This is a genomic window from Pelagicoccus sp. SDUM812003, assembly GCF_031127815.1.
Lineage (GTDB): Bacteria > Verrucomicrobiota > Verrucomicrobiia > Opitutales > Opitutaceae > Pelagicoccus.
Genome location: NZ_JARXHY010000005.1, coordinates 330,617 through 345,737, shown reverse-complemented (window position 1 = coordinate 345,737; position 15,121 = coordinate 330,617). Strand labels below are relative to the sequence as shown.

Here is a 15,121-nt window from a genome sequence, read left to right as displayed (position 1 = left end):
CTACCACTTTTCTCGTGATGCCTAAAGCCCGCGTTACACGCTTTGTATTCGTTTTTCTGATATCGACCTGCGGGGCGATGGCGTTGAACGCCAAGCCGAAGCTTCCGGACTGGGTGGAGAACGCGATGGCCCTGCCGGAGCCGCCGTTGCGCGAGGATGAAACGCCTGGCTATGTGGTCCTGTGGGATGAGGCTTTCTACAACGTGCAGCCCAACGGGCGTATCCAGCGCACGGTACGCTATGCGATTCGCATCCTGGACTTGAAGGAGCGTTGGCGAGCCAAGGCCATCGCCAGCTACTACGAATCGTCCGACACCCGGCCCAAGATGAAGGCATGGACGATTCACGCGGATGGCGAGATCTACAAGTACAAGCGCCACGAGGAGGAGCTGATAACGCAATCCGACTACCTGACCTTGGAAACGGAATCTCGAACGATCCGGATCGATGGTTGGAACCATACCAGGCGCGGGGATGTATTCGCTTTTGAATACGAGTACATGGAATCGTCCGTTTTCACGCAGTACTATTGGCGGTTTCAATCGAACGTTCCCGTGGCGTACTCCAGCCTTCACATAGCGACTCCGCCGGGTTGGACGATTCGCGAAACCTTCAAGTTCGGGCAGCCTGAGTGCAGCCGCTCCGGAACCAGCTATCGCTGGACGGAAACCAACGTGGAGTCCAAGGACTACGAGCGACAGAGCCCCACGTCCGTATCCAAGTTTCAACACATGTACGCGACGGTTCTGCCTCCGCAAGATGCCTCGACTCGATTCACCAACTTGCGCTTCGACACTTGGCGAGACTTGGCTGATTTCGAGGTGGAGGTCTGCGATCCGAAGGCGGTCCCATCGCCGGAAATCGTGGCGAAAGCTCGCGCCCTGACGGAGGGGCTGCAGACCGATTGGGAGAGGATCAAGGCCATCGGCCGATACGCCCAGGGGGTGAACTACGAGCACGTGGCCCTGGAGCTGGGCAATGGAGGCGGCTATACGCCTCGGTCCGCGCAGGAGGTTTTCCGTAGCGGCTATGGAGATTGCAAGGACAAGTCGACGCTCCTGCGCTCGCTGCTGCAGGCCGTAGGGATCGAGTCGTATGTGGTGAGTCTCAACGCGACCGACAACGACATGGTGGACGTCGATCTACCCAGTCCGCATTATTTCAACCATTGCATCGCGGCGGTCGAGGTCGACGAGTCGGTCGACGTCCCGGCGGTGGGCGAATACGATGGATTGGGGCGCATTCTTTTCATCGATCCGACCTGGATACACAGTCCCATTGGCGAAATTCCCTTCGAAGGCCAAGGCGGCCTGGTGGTGGTGGGCAAGCGTGGGGTCGATCCGTTGGTGCGCCTGCCTTTGAGCTCCCCGGAGCAGAACAGGCTCACGCGAAAGCTGACCGCAGAATTGCTGCCGAACGGAATCCTCATGGGGCGTGTGGAAACGGTGGCGTATGGGCAATCAGCGGTGGAGGAGCGTCGCTTGGTCGGGTTTCGGGACCGAAAGGAGTACCTGTCCGAGCTGTCGGATCGATACGCGGCCAGTGGAAATCCCAGCCCGGTGCTGAAGATCGTCCACGAGGAGGATCGCAAGGACGAGGATCGAAGCTATCGCTTCGACGTGGATTTCGCTTTCAAGAACTATGCCCGTCGGATGCAGGACGTGCTTATGATTTTCAAGCCGGCCATCCTTGGGAGAATGATGGAAAACCCTTTCCCTGACGAAAAGCGCCTTCGGTCGATCCGACTGCGGGCGGAAATGCTGGAGGAGACGGCCACGATCTACTTGCCGGTCGAGCTCGCTCTCGAGGAGTACGAAAAGGAGATTCGCATCGAGACCGACTTCGGCAGCTACTTGGCGACGATCGAGGAGGGTGAGGACGTGATCAAGTACACCCGAACCTTCCGCTTGGAAGACCTCGTCTTGCCGGTGGAACGCTACGACGAGCTGCGCGACTTTTACATGAGGGTGGTGGAGGCGGAGCAGACTCCAGTGGTGCTGTCTCGCTAGGAATCCTTGACGCTCAGCGAGTTGTTGTCGGTTTTTCTGTTGAACAAGCCGTCTGCTTTGCAGTCTTCTTTCTGCGACCTGTTGGTTGTCTCCTCCGATACCTTAAGATTGCTATGATCGACATTTTGAAAGGCGCCGGGATCTTCGTGTATCCCCTGACTCTTTGCTCACTGGTGGGAGCGTTCGTGATATGCGAGAGGCTCTTCTCGCTGCGACGTTCAGCCATTCTACCGGACCTGCTGGTTGGCCGGGTCACGGCGGGCGAAAAGGTGAAGGAAGGAGGAAAGTCCGCTTTTGGTCGCATCCTGAGCTACTGGCACGAGCACAAGGCTGACGTGGCGGCGGTCAAGGCCTATGCCCGTCTGGAGGTGAATCGCATGGAGCGCGGCCTGGTGTTTCTCGATATCATCATCGGAGCGGCTCCTCTGCTCGGACTGTTGGGGACGGTGACCGGTCTGGTGACGGTTTTCAGCAACGTATCCATGGACACCGGTTTGCCCGATCCGTCGGCCTTTACCAAAGGGATTGCTCTGGCCATGACCACAACCGTGCTGGGCTTGAGCATCGCCATTCCCTGCCTGATCGCCAACAGCTATTTCCAACGCCGGGTGGAGACCTATGCGGTGCAGATCGAGTCCTTGCTGGAGCAGATGGGGCTGAAGAATCTATGAGCAGCTTGCTGACACGAAGGCGCTCCAAGGCGGCCATCAACATCATCCCGCTGATGGACGTGCTGACCATTCTGATTTTCTTCTTCCTGGTCAGCATGCAGTTCAAGGAGATGACGACCCTGAACCTGACGTTGCCGGACATCGAATCGGCGGGCAAAAACGAGTTTCCCGACAAGATCCAGATCACCATCGACGAGCGAGGCGCGGTGTACTTGGAAAACCAAGAGGTGCAGATCGAGGAGCTTCAAGCGGTGATTTCCCGACTTTCCGATCTGAGCAACGAGATCCCGGTGCTCATCCGGGCCCACAACCTCACCCCACTGGAGCAGGTGACCAACGTGATGGACGCTTGCCGTCTCAATGGATTGAGCAAGATCCGTCTGCAGTCCCGCTAGTCAGGGGAAATACGAGTAAACATCTCGAGTCTTTCGGCCGATATAGATGTTGCGGGGAGGTTCGTTCGGCCAGACCGTCCGGCCCTTCGCATTCATCCCATTTCTCTAGCGCATGAAGATAATCGGCAGCACAGTTGAAGCGACGCTTCCTTTCGAAAGGGAGAAGGTACGCCGCATCGTCGGCGCTCCGGCGCTGATTGTGAATTGGCATCCGTGGGTCGACCAGATCTCCATCATCGAGCAGCAAGGGCTTCTCTACCGCAAAGCGCGCTTGATGGGCGGTGAGACGGAGCTGATCGAGAAATTCTGGGAGGTCGATGGGCAGGACGAGTTTCATTTCCAGGCGGTGCAGGGGTTGTGGGCGGACTACCGCTATCGCTCGAAAATCCGCTTGGAGGACGCCGAGGGCGGCCGCTGCAAGGTGGTTTGGCAGGGACGTCTGATGAAGAAGGACGAAGAGGACGAGAAGGAGCAGATGGACCAGTTCTACGAAAGTGGACTCGCTGGCCTGGAAGAGCTGCTCGCGGACCTTTAGCCAGGGCGCCGAAAAAAGAGCGCTCGCCAGGGACGGGCTTGGACTCGTAGCCTATCGAGCCTATGAGCTTTTACGACGCCCATTGCCATCTGCAGGACGAGCGTTTGGGGCCTTATTTGGAGGAAGTCCAGGAGTCCTACCAGCGGCTATCGGTGCGGCGCGCGGTGGTCAACGGCACCAGCGAATCGGATTGGCAGGCAGTAGCGGACCTCGTCGCGAGCGTTGACCGAGCTCGAGCGTCCTACGGCTTGCACCCATGGTTCGTTACCCAAGCGAGCTCGGAATGGAAAGAACGATTGCGCGGGCGCCTCGACGACGATCCAAGCGCCTGCGTCGGGGAGATCGGCTTGGATCGCTGGATCAAGGACTACGATATCGATGCCCAGCGAGATGCCTTTCATTGGCAGCTTGGCCTTGCGGCGGAGCGAGAGCGTCCGGTCACGATACACTGCCTCCAGGCTTGGGGCATGATGCTGGAAAGCGTGGAGGAATGCGATCTGCCCTCTTGCGGCTTTCTGCTGCACTCCTACGGCGGTTCTGCGGAAATGGTGGAGTCCTTCGCGGCGCTAGGCGCCTATTTTTCGGTATCTGGGTATTTCGCCTTGGAACGAAAGGCCAAGCAGCGGGAGGTTTGGAAACAGGTCCCCGTCGATCGCTTGCTTATCGAGACGGATGCTCCGGACATGGCCGGGCCGGATGAATACCGAAAGGTTTCGCTGCGAGGCGAAGACGGCGAGGAAATCAATCACCCGGCCAATATAGAAGGAGTGTACGAATTCGTTTCCAAGCTTCGAGCAATGCCCATGGATGAGCTGAAAGAGGTTGTAAGGGAAAACTTCGTACGACTATTTGGAGAGGCCTAGAGTTGCTCGGAGATCCAGTACAGGTGTCCGTCGCCGTCGTTGATCAGCTTGCCAGCGCGTCGCGTTGCAAGAGGTGAGAGCTGAGACCAATCGAAGTTCGAAAACTCATCGGGCAGTGGCTGTCCGGGATTGAGCTGATCGTAGAGGGCGATGGAAAGGCGCTGAAGCGCGGCGTCCGCTTGCTCCACGAGCGTCTGTCCTGAACCGATAAGGGCTGGGGCTTGCGGTGGGGCAGCGAAGCTCGTTTGCGATTTCCAATCCGAGAGGGTTTCGAAAGAGCGAAGCGTACCGAATCCAATCGTGAGGCGATCCGCTTCCAGAGCCATGCCGAGTCGGCTTGAGGTGACGGATGGATCGTAGTCGCTATTCAGATACAGGCGAGTTTCGCTCTCTCGCTCTTCCAAGCGGACTTGTTGCGGGTAGCGATCGACGATCTCGCTAAAGATGGATCTGACGAGGTTTTGGGCAGTGGATGGATTCTCGAAATCAGTTTGCAATGCGAAATCCAGAGCGACGGATTGGGTGAGGGCTCCGTAGTCGCTCCGAGCAGTCGCCGTATCGAGGGTTAGCAGGAGGCTGAGCTGGTCGCTGAAGCTGCTCTCCAGTAGCTCGTCGAGGATGGTCAGGTTCAAGTGAGGTGTTTTCGAGTTAAGAAAAAGATACCCGAGAGCGGCGGCGGGTGAGGTGAGTATCGCGTTTTTCGTGGTGACGAGAAACGTTCCTAGGTCGACTCCTACAGTAGCCGAAGTTTGGATACGGGGCTGATCGATTCGAGGAAGCTCGTCAGGCGAGACGATCGGATGCAGGTTGCCCAAGTATCCATTGCTTCCGGAGTAGCGAAATCCCAGATAAACGGCTTTCGACTGATCGAAGGAATAGGCGGCGGTCAGTGTCGACAGGTCGCTGAGCCCGAGACTCTGGAAGATGCGGGGCAAGGATATGGCGCTGAGGTAGCTGGGCGAGCGCGCTTCTCTTTGGACGACGTACTGATTGATCCAATCGAGAGCCATGGGATTGCGGAGCTGGATCACGACGCTGGCGTCGGGGGCGTAGGTAGACAGCTCCGCAAGCGCTGGATCGGCAGCGAGGGATTGGGGCTCGCGAAGGAAAAGATCGCGGTCGATCGCCGCTACGATCGCTTCTCGGCTATTCGCGAAAAACAAAGCTCCATCTAGGATGGTCCACGATAGCTCGATGGGATAAGCATGATAATCTTGCGAGGGGATGCTCGCGACCTGGCTAAGGTCGAGCGAATGCACGAGCCGGTTGGCGTAAGTCGTTTGTTCCCAGGAAAGGCGCGTATCCGCATGGCTGAGACGTGTGGTCAGTGCGTAGAGGGTCTCCTGAAACTTGGACTCATTGCCAAAGAAGCTGCTAGCGATCAGCAGATCGGGTAGGACTTGACCCGGCTCCGAAGGAGGTAGCAAAGCGAAGCTAAGCTGGGTCCGAAAGTGATGAGCTAGCTCTCGCAGAAGCGCTGCGCTTCTCTGGTCCCACTCGAAATCCGCACCGGTGTCGCTTGTTTCGTCTAGCGAGGCCGCGTCGGAAATGGCCAGAGCTAGGGCTTGAGCGATGAAGGCCGTGGCTTTGAGTTGCTCGTCATGGGATACGATAAGCGCCGCTAGCCTGAGGTGGGGAACCGTGCCGTACAGGTAGACGTCTTGAGGAAAGCGCTTCTCCAGCGCGGGGCGTGGGAACCCAATGTAGTAGTCCCAAAGATACGCTCCTCCCGCAAATAGGGCCGCCAGAGTGGTTGTTGCGTAGAAGAGGAAGCGACGCATAGGCGGTGATCAGCGCGCCTCAGCGGTTCTTTCCAGAAGGATCACGGCCAAGATGCCGAGCAGCATCAGCCCCAGTCCGATCCAAGTGGTGGCATCCGAAAAGTTTGGCGCCAGCCAATCGTAACCCTGCACGATATGTTCGCCTTCCTTCAGCACGATGGCGCCGCCTTCATCGGTCAGGTAGACCTCGCTTTTCCAGGGCCAGATAACGACCAGCGAGCCTAGAATGAAGCCGGTCAGCGAGCTGAGCGTCGCGTCGTGGCAATGATGCAGCAGGAACGAGATGGCGTGCGAGAGCGCGATGAATCCGATGCCTCCGCCGATGGCGAAGGGCAGGATGATCGACAGGTCGAAATTGGGAACGGCTTGCAGCATGACCAGTTGGTAGTTGCCCATCAGGATCAGCACGAAGGATCCTGAGAGTCCGGGCAGAATCATACTGCAGACCGCGACCACTCCGCAAATCGCGACGTAGAAAAAACTGGCGTTTTCGGAGGCCGGTTTGACGAATGCCAGAGCCAGCGCGAGTCCTGTGCCGAGGGCGAAGAAGAACAGCGAGCTCGGGCCCTTTCGCTTCACGTTTTTGGAAACGTAGTAGACCGAAGCGAGGATGAGTCCGAAGAAGAAGCTCCAAACGTGCACGGGATAGTCGTTGAAGAGCCAGTCCAGAAGCTTGCCGAGACTGATGAGGCTGATGGCTACGCCGGCGAAAAGCGGAGCCAGAAAGGCGAGGTTCACATGCTTGGCGAGCGCTTTGACTTCCAGGCGCATGGCCAACTTCAAGGCGGTCACGTCGAAGGACTTCAACGCGTCGATGAACTCGGTGTAGATGCCTGTGACGAAGGCGATGGTGCCGCCGGACACGCCAGGGATCACGTTAGCCGTGCCCATAGCGACGCCCTTGAGGAAGAGGATCAGGTAGTTTACCATTTGGCGATCGGTTGAAAGGGAGTCGCTGTGGCTTATTCGGCTTCGCGTTCTTTTGCCGAATCGACCATCTTCCCGACCACTTCGATCAGCGAAGGGATAGCCTCTACCATGCTGTCGCGACAGGCCTCGTACTGAGCCAGCGATCCTCCGAAGGGATCGGGAATCTCCAAGTCGGCCTCGTCGCCCATGAATTGCCTCATGAGAAAGGCGTTCGGCGGCGGAGGCTCGATTTGGTAGTTCAGCATGGCGAGGTGGGACTCCGTCATGCAGAAGAACGCCAGGGCATCGTCCACCAGCTCCTGGCTGAGGGGCTGGCTGCAGTGGTCGCTCAGTTCGATTCCCACTTTCTTCAAGGCCTGGACGGAGTTCGAGCTCGGGCCCTGTCCTGGAAAGGCGGATACGCCAGCGGATGTGACTTCCAGCTCCTTCAACGAATCTGGCTGGGCGTCGAGAGCGTGGCGAAACAGAGCTGCAGCCATTGGACTGCGGCAGGTGTTCGCGGTGCAGACGAATACGATCTTCTTGGGTCGGGATGCCATGGTACGGGTCAGCGAGAGAGGCTGACCCTAGAGGCTGGCTCGCCGGTGTAAATAGCCGAATTATCGGGTTTTTCGGCTAGCCTTCGGACCCTTGGTTCGAGGGAGGCGTCGCCGCGGCGCTTGCAGTGCGGTCGCTGAGCGAGAGCGACTGTCCGTACCCGCCGCGGATGATCACCATATCGATTTCCTCGTCCCAATTGATTCGCGCGATGTCGCGCTCGGAAATCTGGCTCAGAGCTTTGCTTCCTCGTGGAAAATAGAGCTCGTTCAGCTGGATGAGCTTGTCGCCGAACGCCAAGCCCAGCTTTTCGCCGATCGAACCGGGCTCGATGCTGATGACCTGCAGGCGATCGGTCATGTCCAGGCGGGCCTTGGCCTCCTTGCGCAAGGTCGCGTCGAAATCGTGAATGTTGGCCAATACAACCCCAAGCTTGCTGATCGGCTTTCGTTCTCGAGCGATTTGCTGCAGAGCCGAGCGGAGCTCGCGCTCTTGCTGGGAGTCGCCTAGGGCGACCGCCTTTTTCTTGAAAATCGGTTTCGCCTCCGCTTCGGCCACGCTGCTAAGGGAGCAGATCGAGATCAAGGCTAAGGCGCAAATAAGTGTACGGTTTGGTTTCATAGGATCAAAGTGGGGGGCAACTTGATCGTCCGAGATTGTTGGCACGCAAAAGGGACTTTTGACGGAATTTTTTAGAACATCCGGCTTCTACGTACGTAACGGGACCATGGATTCACTAAACCGTTCCCTTTGCAATTCAATTTGCAGTTCTTGCCTACCCCGAAGCTAGCCCGTGGCGATGGATGTTTTGTATATCCGTGTCACTCGCTTGGTTATGGAGCAGAGAATTTCCCATGAGATCGTTCCCGCCCACTCGCTGAATTCTTCCAAAAGAATCTCCGAACCGCCTTGAGCGCCGATGAGGCAGGCTTCGTCGCCGATTGCCGGGGCATGTGGCAGATCGGTGACGTCGACGATTATCTGGTCCATGGTGACGCGGCCCAAGTAAGGGCATTTTTGACCAGATATAAGTGCTAACCCTTTGTTGCTGAGGGATCTTGGAATTCCGTCTCCGTAGCCGGCGCAAAGGATGGCGATGCGGCTCTCGCGCTGCAGCGTACAGGTGCGGCCATAGCTGACGTCGGTGCCGGCGGGCAGCGTTTTCACCAACGACACGCGAGTCTTGAAGCTGAAAATGGGCGAGGTCTGGGCTTTTGCGAACAAGGATTTGGCATACGGGGTTATACCGAATTGTAGCAGGCCGATTCTGACCGCGTTGTAGGCGCTGTCGTGCGTGAAACTCGTAATTCCTGCGCTGTTGTCAGCGTGTATCATGAGGTCGTCCAGGGGCAGCCAGTCGATTTGGGAGATCGCGGACATGAAGCGCCGTCGTTGCAGATCGGTGAAGGCGATGTCCGTTTCCGCGTGGGCGAAATGAGTGTAGATGCCGTTGAGCTGCAAATGGGTGGCGGCTTTCACCGCGTCGAAGAGTTCGGGCGCTCGCTCGTGCCAAATGCCCAGTCGGCCCATGCCGGTATCGATCTTCAGGTGTACCTTCAGCACGCAGCCGCGCTCGCGAGCCATTGCGTCGAGGAACGCCACTTCTTCGGGGCAGGAGAGGGTTGGGATCAGATCGTATTCGAAAAGGAACTGAGCCTCCTCGCGCAGCGTTGCCCCTAGGATAAGGATGGACCAGCCGTTGCCTCCGATTTCCCGAATGGTAGCGGCTTCCGCCACGTTGGCCACTCCGTACATGTCGATGCCAGCCTGCATGAGGCGAGCCACGGTTTGGTGCATGCCATGGCCGTAGGCGTCGGCTTTCACTACGGCGATGTAGCGGATGTGCGGGGGAAGCGTCGCCTGAATCGCCTTCAGGTTGCGTTCGAGGGCGGCGAGGTCGATCTCCGCCCAGCACCGACGGGGGAACTGCTCGATGCCGCTCATGCGTTTTGAGCCGAATGGATCGTGGGTATCCACTTTTTGAAGTCGCTTGGCCTCAGGGCGAGCGGAGCGGCTTGCTCGACTGGACGGATGATCTCCCGATACTCGTCGCCCGAAAAGAGTTCTCCGGGACGATAGGGCAGTTCGTGCAACGTGGCTTTGGTTTTGGTCCACCGGGCGAATTCCGGGAAGGAGACGAGGCGGCGCGTTTCAGCCTCGATCGCGTCATTGTCGAAAAGTTCGATCTGCGACGAGGGCGAGCTCGGATGGGGGAATCCGTACCAGCTGTTGCGTCGGGCGTCGCTCACGACAAGGGCCGAGCTGTCGCTCCACGCGCTGCGAGTGCAGAGAGCCTGGCCCAGGGCGAGGCTGTGGTAGGCGAAAACCGTGTTCGCTGCTGGGATGCCGATGCCTTGCCAGGCGCGAAGCGTCATGACTGCGGTCCGGGCGCCGAGCATGGAGCCGGGACCTTCGCAGAAAACGATGCTGCGGAGCTCTTCCAGCCGCAGTCCCGCCTGATCGAGCGCTTCGCTGACGAGCGGGAAAAGGCTTTTGCTGGGATCGCGCCCATCGCTGCGTTCAAGAAGCGAGCTGGCATCGGTCTTGAGACCGACCCAGGTCAGCTTCGAGCAGGTGTCGATAGCGAGAAGGGGATAGTTGGGCTGCGCGCTTGGCATTGCTAGGCTGAGAGTGATCAAGGATTTACGCGGCGCTCAAGCGAGAATTGGAGAAAGCTCGCCGCGCTGAGGGCGGTTTCCCTGTAGCTTAATTAGTCGCTAAGCGTTCTAAATGCGTTGACCGGGCAGAAATATGTCTTCTAGTGTGCGCGATTTTCCCGGAAAACCGAAACTCAGATCACAGGCAATACGCAGTGAAAATCGATATACAAGACGTCACCGACACCCGTAAAACCCTCGCGGTTTCTTTTGAAGCAAGCGAAATCGAAGCTGAGGAAGCCAGTCTGCTCAAGCAATTCGCCGGTCAGGCGAAGATCCCAGGCTTCCGTCCCGGCAAGGCGCCCGTGACCATGATTCGCAAGCGCTTCGCGAAGCAGATCGGCGACGAGCTCCGCCAGCGCGTCATCTCCAAGGCGTATCAGGACGGTTCCAAGGAGTCCAAGCTGGATCTCATCAACGTGGTCGATCTGGCCGACGTGGAGATCGCGGCTGGCAGCCCCGCGGACATCAAGTTCACGGTGGACATCCGCCCCGCATTCGAGATCAGCGACTACAAGGGTATCGAGGTCAAGGGGATGTCTACTGAAGTGACCGATGCGGAAATCGACGAGACCATCGACAGCATCCGCAAGGAGAAGGCCGAATTCTCGCCTGTCGAGCGCGCCTCTCAAAAGGGCGACTACGTGAAGTTTTCCCATGAAGGCACCATCGATGGCACCGCGATTTCTGAAATCGCTCCGGAAAAGCCGGTCTACGCTAAGATGCCGCAGACCTGGGAGGAAATCGGTTCCGAGCACAGCTTGATCCCGGGCATGTCCGCTGGTTTGGAAGGCATGAAGACCGGCGACAAGAAGGAGATCGAGGTCGAGTTCCCGGCTGATTTCACCGTGGAAGCCCTGCAAGGCAAGAAGGCGGTCTACGCGGTGGAGGTCCTGGAAGTTCGCGAGCGCAAGCTCCCCGAGATGGACGAGGAGTTCTTCAAGGCTCAGGGCGTCAAGGATCTCGACGAGCTGAAGGAGCGAGTCAGCTCCTACGTCAAGGGCAAGAAGGAACAGGATCGCCGCTCCGACATCCGCCGCCAAGTCACCGAAGCCATTGCGGCGAAGGTCGAGGTGGGGCTGCCGCAGAGCCTGGTCGACTACGAGACTGAGATGGCCATGCGCCAAGTGGTTTCCAGCAACGTTCGCAAGGGCGTTTCTCAAGAGCAGCTGGAAGCGAACAAGGAGGAGATTCACAAGGAAGCCAGCGCCGCCGCGCAGGAAGCCGTCAAGCTCCAGCTCATCCTCACCCAGATCGCCGAGAAGGAGGGCATCAAGGTCGAGGACCAGGATATCAGCCGCTTCATCATCAACCGGGCCTATCAGTCGGGCAAGAAGCCGGAAGCGGTCGCCAAGGAGCTGCGCAAGGACCAGGAGCAAGTGCGACGCATCCAAGCGTCCCTGCTCTATGATAAGACGCTTGAATTCCTAGTGGACGAGGCTAAGGTCTCGGACGGTGAATAGCCGGGGAGGAGCCCCGCTGCGATTCCACTCGATAATCTTTTAGGACTTTCAAACGTGCCCTACTATCTACCAAACGTCATAGAGAACACTGGCCGAGGCGAGCGGAGTATGGATATCTACTCCCGCTTGCTCAAGGACCGCATCGTTTTTATCGGTACGCCGATCAACGACGAGATCGCAAACGCGATCATCGCCCAGCTGCTCTTCCTGCAGATGGAAGACCCGAAAAAGGACATCAATGTCTACATCAACTCCCCTGGCGGCAGCGTCACCAGCGGGATGGCGATCTACGACACCATGAACTTTCTCAGCTGCGAGGTTTCCACCTGGTGCATCGGCATGGCGGCCAGCATGGGCACGATTCTGCTGGCGGGTGGTACCAAAGGCAAGCGCTACGCGTTGCCGAACAGCCGCGTCATGATTCACCAGCCATCGGGCGGAGCGGGAGGTCAAGCCTCCGACATCTCCATCCAAGCCAAGGAAATCATTCGCTGGCGCGAAACGTTGAATGCTGTACTGGCGGAGAAAACTGGCCAGTCTGTCGAGCGAATCCAGAAAGATTCCGATCGCGACTATTGGATGACTTCTCCGGAAGCTCTCGAGTACGGCGTCATCGACCACGTCTACTACGGGAACAACAAGCCGGAAGCCAAGTAGGAGCGATTCCGCTTAGCTCCAAAACCGATTTCTATGGCAAAATCCTCACGCATGACCCTTTGCTCCTTCTGCGGAAAGTCGCAGTCGGAGGTACGCAAGATGATCGCCGGCCCGGGCGTGTACATTTGCGACGCCTGCGTTTCGGTGTGCAAGACCATCATCGAACGCGAACTGGGCGGCGAGGAAAGCTCTTCCGAGGAGAAGCCGGCCTTCAATCTGATCAAACCGACGGAAATCAAGTCGGTGCTTGATCAGTACGTCATCGGTCAGGATCACGCCAAGAAGGTCTTGTCGGTAGCGGTCTACAACCACTACAAGCGCCTCGGGTTCGATCTCGGTAAGTCGGAAGATTCCAAGGGCGAAAACGAACGATCCCTTATCCCTTCCACCTCGGAGTACGACGATGTGGAAGTGGAGAAGAGCAACATCCTGCTAGTCGGGCCGACCGGTTCGGGAAAGACCTTTCTCGCCCGTTCCCTTGCCCGCATTCTCGATGTTCCTTTCGCCATCGCCGACGCGACCACGCTCACCGAAGCGGGATACGTGGGCGACGATGTGGAAAACATCGTTTTGCGTTTGCTTCAGTCGGCCAACTACGACGTCAAGCGCGCCGAATGCGGCATCATCTACGTGGACGAAATCGACAAGATAGGCCGCAAGACGGAAAACGTGTCCATCACACGCGATGTATCCGGAGAAGGGGTACAGCAAGCTCTGCTGAAGATTCTGGAAGGCACTACTTGCAACGTTCCGCCGCAAGGGGGACGCAAGCATCCGAACCAGGAGTACATTCAAGTAGACACCTCGAAGATCCTTTTCGTATGTGGCGGAGCGTTTGTGGGCTTGGATGAAATCATCCGCAAGCGTTCAGGAGGCAGCACCCTCGGTTTTGGATCGTCGACCACCAGAGACCTTAGCGGCGAGGAGATCATGAAAAAGGTCGAGCCGGAGGATCTGGTGAAGTTTGGAATGATTCCGGAGTTTATCGGTCGTCTGCCAGTGGTTTCCGTGCTCGAGCAATTGAGCGTGGAAGACCTCGAGCACATCCTTCTGGATACCAAGAATTCGATCGTGAAGCAGTACGCCAAGCTTTTTGCGATCGACGGCGTGAAGCTGACCTTCACTTCAGGGGCAATCAAAGCGATCGCCGAAAAAGCCATCGAGCTGAGAACCGGGGCGCGGGCTTTGCGTTCGATCATGGAGAACCTCACACTCGAGGTCATGTACGAAGTGCCTGAGCGGGACGATGTCGACGAAGTGGTCATCAGCCGAGATGTGGTGCTTGGCAAACGCAAGCCGACCTTCAAGAAGTCGGAGTCTAAAAGCAAAAAAGACGCCGCCTAAAACGTCTGTTTTATATTTACAACGAAAAGCCACGGTTTGCTCCGTGGCTTTTTTTGTGTTCATAAAATGGATACTGAAACGTTCTACGACTCTAGATGCTATATCAGCTGGTACGTAGCATGACAGCGATGGCTGCATCCTTTTAAGTCGCGTTCAATATAGGCGCCACGTGGCATGGTTAGTGCCAAATGCCTCGTTTCTTGCGGCGAAGATCAATATCCCGACCGCTGACGAGTAGCAGGCCGCATTATTCGTTGAGCCAGGCCATGGTTTTATCCGCCAGGAACTGCACCCAGGAAGGGTGTTCGTTCAGGCACGGAATCATCACGAACTCCTCGCCGCCCGCCTCGAGGAAAGCTTCCTTCCCTTCTTCTGCGATCTCCTCCAAGGTCTCGAGGCAGTCGGATACGAAAGCGGGCGTCATGACGGCGATTTTCTTCACCCCGTCCTTGGCGAGTTTCTCCAGTGTCTCATCCGTGTAGGGCTGAAGCCATGGCTCGCGACCGAGGCGGGATTGGAAGGAGATCATGTACTTGTCTTGCGGGATTTTCGCGCGTTTTACGAAAAGCTCGCTCGTGGTGATGCATTGGTGGCGGTAGCAGGTGCTGTGAACCGGGCTGCAGGTGTGGCAGCAATCTGGAACGATATTGCAATGCGCCTTGGAGGAATCCGCTTTGTTGAGATGACGGACCGGGATGCCATGATAGGAGAACAGAAGCTTATCGTATCCGCCATCTAGATACTGTTTTGCGCTTTTGTAGAGCGACTCGATATAGGCCGGGTCGTTGTAGAAGGGCTGCAAGGTCGTGACGTTGAGTTCTGGATACCGCTCTGCGACCTCCTCCATGACTTTCACGACCACAGTCTCATAGCTCGACATCGCGTAGTGCGGATAGAGCGGTATGAGAAACAGCCGCTTGGTTCCTTGATCCTTCAGTCTCTCGATGGCGTCGGGTATGGATGGGTTCCCGTAGCGCATGGCGAGTTCGACCTTAGGTTCGACTTTTTCCTGCAGCAGCGTCTGCAGGTTCTTGCTCGTGATGATGAGCGGAGAGCCTTCGTCCTGCCAAATGGTCGAGTATGCTTCGGCGGATTTCTTGGGACGTGTTGGAAGTATGAAGCAGTTCAATACAAATTGTTGGATCGGCTTCGCAGAATCTAGAACGCGATCGTCTGAAAGAAATTCACGAAGATAGCGGCGCACATCCGAGACCGAGGTGGAATCGGGCGAACCCAGGTTGACGAGGAGTACTGCGTTGTCGCTCATAGTGGCTTGTTA

At 57.4% G+C, this 15,121-nt stretch carries 15 protein-coding genes; 8 read left to right on the top strand and 7 right to left on the bottom strand.

Features of this window, described 5'->3' with window-relative positions:
• The first annotated feature begins 17 nt into the window (after window positions 1-17).
• The 5 genes from QEH54_RS09850 (at window position 18) to QEH54_RS09830 (ending at window position 4,473) form a co-directional block, all read left to right on the top strand.
• Window positions 18-2,009, top strand: a complete 1,992-nt coding sequence (locus QEH54_RS09850) for a DUF3857 domain-containing protein (protein WP_309018498.1) — start codon at window positions 18-20, stop codon at window positions 2,007-2,009.
• A 113-nt stretch (window positions 2,010-2,122) separates the two neighbouring features.
• Window positions 2,123-2,680 carry a MotA/TolQ/ExbB proton channel family protein gene (locus QEH54_RS09845; RefSeq protein WP_309018497.1) on the top strand — a complete coding sequence of 186 codons (558 nt, stop codon included), beginning with the start codon at window positions 2,123-2,125 and terminating at the stop codon, window positions 2,678-2,680.
• On the top strand, window positions 2,677-3,075 hold the full coding sequence (locus QEH54_RS09840; RefSeq protein WP_309018496.1) for a biopolymer transporter ExbD: 399 nt from the start codon (window positions 2,677-2,679) through the stop codon (window positions 3,073-3,075). Before QEH54_RS09845 ends, QEH54_RS09840 begins: the two co-directional genes overlap by 4 nt.
• 112 nt (window positions 3,076-3,187) lie before the next feature.
• Window positions 3,188-3,610 carry an SRPBCC family protein gene (locus QEH54_RS09835; protein WP_309018495.1) on the top strand — a complete coding sequence of 141 codons (423 nt, stop codon included), beginning with the start codon at window positions 3,188-3,190 and terminating at the stop codon, window positions 3,608-3,610.
• Window positions 3,611-3,672: 62 nt separating this feature from the next.
• A complete protein-coding gene (locus QEH54_RS09830) occupies window positions 3,673-4,473 on the top strand; it encodes a TatD family hydrolase (protein ID WP_309018494.1) in 801 nt (266 codons plus the stop codon).
• Here QEH54_RS09830 and QEH54_RS09825 read toward each other — a convergent pair.
• The 6 genes from QEH54_RS09825 to QEH54_RS09800 form a co-directional block, all read right to left on the bottom strand.
• Window positions 4,470-6,254: a hypothetical protein gene (locus tag QEH54_RS09825; RefSeq protein ID WP_309018493.1), complete on the bottom strand. Its 1,785-nt coding sequence runs from the start codon at window positions 6,252-6,254 to the stop codon at window positions 4,470-4,472. The genes QEH54_RS09830 and QEH54_RS09825 overlap by 4 nt on opposite strands.
• Window positions 6,255-6,263: 9 nt before the next feature.
• Window positions 6,264-7,184 carry a DUF368 domain-containing protein gene (locus QEH54_RS09820; RefSeq protein ID WP_309018492.1) on the bottom strand — a complete coding sequence of 307 codons (921 nt, stop codon included), beginning with the start codon at window positions 7,182-7,184 and terminating at the stop codon, window positions 6,264-6,266.
• Between the two features lie 32 nt (window positions 7,185-7,216).
• Window positions 7,217-7,723, bottom strand: coding sequence for a low molecular weight protein arginine phosphatase (locus QEH54_RS09815; protein WP_309018491.1), 507 nt, complete (start codon window positions 7,721-7,723; stop codon window positions 7,217-7,219).
• Between the two features lie 76 nt (window positions 7,724-7,799).
• On the bottom strand, window positions 7,800-8,342 hold the full coding sequence (locus QEH54_RS09810) for a hypothetical protein (protein ID WP_309018490.1): 543 nt from the start codon (window positions 8,340-8,342) through the stop codon (window positions 7,800-7,802).
• A 165-nt stretch (window positions 8,343-8,507) separates the two neighbouring features.
• Complete coding sequence (gene alr / locus QEH54_RS09805; RefSeq protein WP_309018489.1) at window positions 8,508-9,698, bottom strand: alanine racemase; 1,191 nt, start codon at window positions 9,696-9,698, stop codon at window positions 8,508-8,510.
• Window positions 9,662-10,339 carry a hypothetical protein gene (locus QEH54_RS09800; RefSeq protein ID WP_309018488.1) on the bottom strand — a complete coding sequence of 226 codons (678 nt, stop codon included), beginning with the start codon at window positions 10,337-10,339 and terminating at the stop codon, window positions 9,662-9,664. The genes alr and QEH54_RS09800 overlap by 37 nt, the downstream gene beginning before the upstream one ends.
• Before the next feature lie 194 nt (window positions 10,340-10,533).
• Between QEH54_RS09800 and tig the strand changes: the two genes are divergently transcribed.
• From tig to clpX, 3 genes are read left to right on the top strand one after another with little or no spacing between them, the layout of a single operon-like run.
• Window positions 10,534-11,841 carry a trigger factor gene (tig, locus tag QEH54_RS09795; RefSeq protein ID WP_309018487.1) on the top strand — a complete coding sequence of 436 codons (1,308 nt, stop codon included), beginning with the start codon at window positions 10,534-10,536 and terminating at the stop codon, window positions 11,839-11,841.
• Between the two features lie 54 nt (window positions 11,842-11,895).
• Window positions 11,896-12,498 (top strand): ATP-dependent Clp protease proteolytic subunit, encoded by a 603-nt coding sequence (locus QEH54_RS09790; RefSeq protein ID WP_309018486.1) that lies wholly within the window; start codon window positions 11,896-11,898, stop codon window positions 12,496-12,498.
• Between the two features lie 33 nt (window positions 12,499-12,531).
• Window positions 12,532-13,842 (top strand): ATP-dependent Clp protease ATP-binding subunit ClpX, encoded by a 1,311-nt coding sequence (gene clpX, locus QEH54_RS09785; RefSeq protein ID WP_309018485.1) that lies wholly within the window; start codon window positions 12,532-12,534, stop codon window positions 13,840-13,842.
• Between the two features lie 247 nt (window positions 13,843-14,089).
• On the opposite strand, the gene hemH is transcribed toward clpX, so the two are convergent.
• Entirely contained in the window at window positions 14,090-15,109 is a 1,020-nt protein-coding gene (hemH, locus tag QEH54_RS09780; RefSeq protein WP_309018484.1) for a ferrochelatase, read from the bottom strand.
• Between the last annotated feature and the right edge of the window lie 12 nt (window positions 15,110-15,121).

Excerpts from the sequence above, each read along its gene's own strand:
- QEH54_RS09850 (WP_309018498.1), top strand. The coding sequence starts at position 18 with ATGCCTAAAGCCCGCGTTACACGCTTTGTATTCGTTTTTCTGATATCG.
- QEH54_RS09845 (WP_309018497.1), top strand. The coding sequence starts at position 2,123 with ATGATCGACATTTTGAAAGGCGCCGGGATCTTCGTGTATCCCCTGACT.
- QEH54_RS09840 (WP_309018496.1), top strand. The coding sequence starts at position 2,677 with ATGAGCAGCTTGCTGACACGAAGGCGCTCCAAGGCGGCCATCAACATC.
- QEH54_RS09835 (WP_309018495.1), top strand. The coding sequence starts at position 3,188 with ATGAAGATAATCGGCAGCACAGTTGAAGCGACGCTTCCTTTCGAAAGG.
- QEH54_RS09830 (WP_309018494.1), top strand. The coding sequence starts at position 3,673 with ATGAGCTTTTACGACGCCCATTGCCATCTGCAGGACGAGCGTTTGGGG.
- QEH54_RS09825 (WP_309018493.1), bottom strand. The coding sequence starts at position 6,254 with ATGCGTCGCTTCCTCTTCTACGCAACAACCACTCTGGCGGCCCTATTT.
- QEH54_RS09820 (WP_309018492.1), bottom strand. The coding sequence starts at position 7,184 with ATGGTAAACTACCTGATCCTCTTCCTCAAGGGCGTCGCTATGGGCACG.
- QEH54_RS09815 (WP_309018491.1), bottom strand. The coding sequence starts at position 7,723 with ATGGCATCCCGACCCAAGAAGATCGTATTCGTCTGCACCGCGAACACC.
- QEH54_RS09810 (WP_309018490.1), bottom strand. The coding sequence starts at position 8,342 with ATGAAACCAAACCGTACACTTATTTGCGCCTTAGCCTTGATCTCGATC.
- QEH54_RS09800 (WP_309018488.1), bottom strand. The coding sequence starts at position 10,339 with ATGCCAAGCGCGCAGCCCAACTATCCCCTTCTCGCTATCGACACCTGC.
- clpX (WP_309018485.1), top strand. The coding sequence starts at position 12,532 with ATGGCAAAATCCTCACGCATGACCCTTTGCTCCTTCTGCGGAAAGTCG.
- hemH (WP_309018484.1), bottom strand. The coding sequence starts at position 15,109 with ATGAGCGACAACGCAGTACTCCTCGTCAACCTGGGTTCGCCCGATTCC.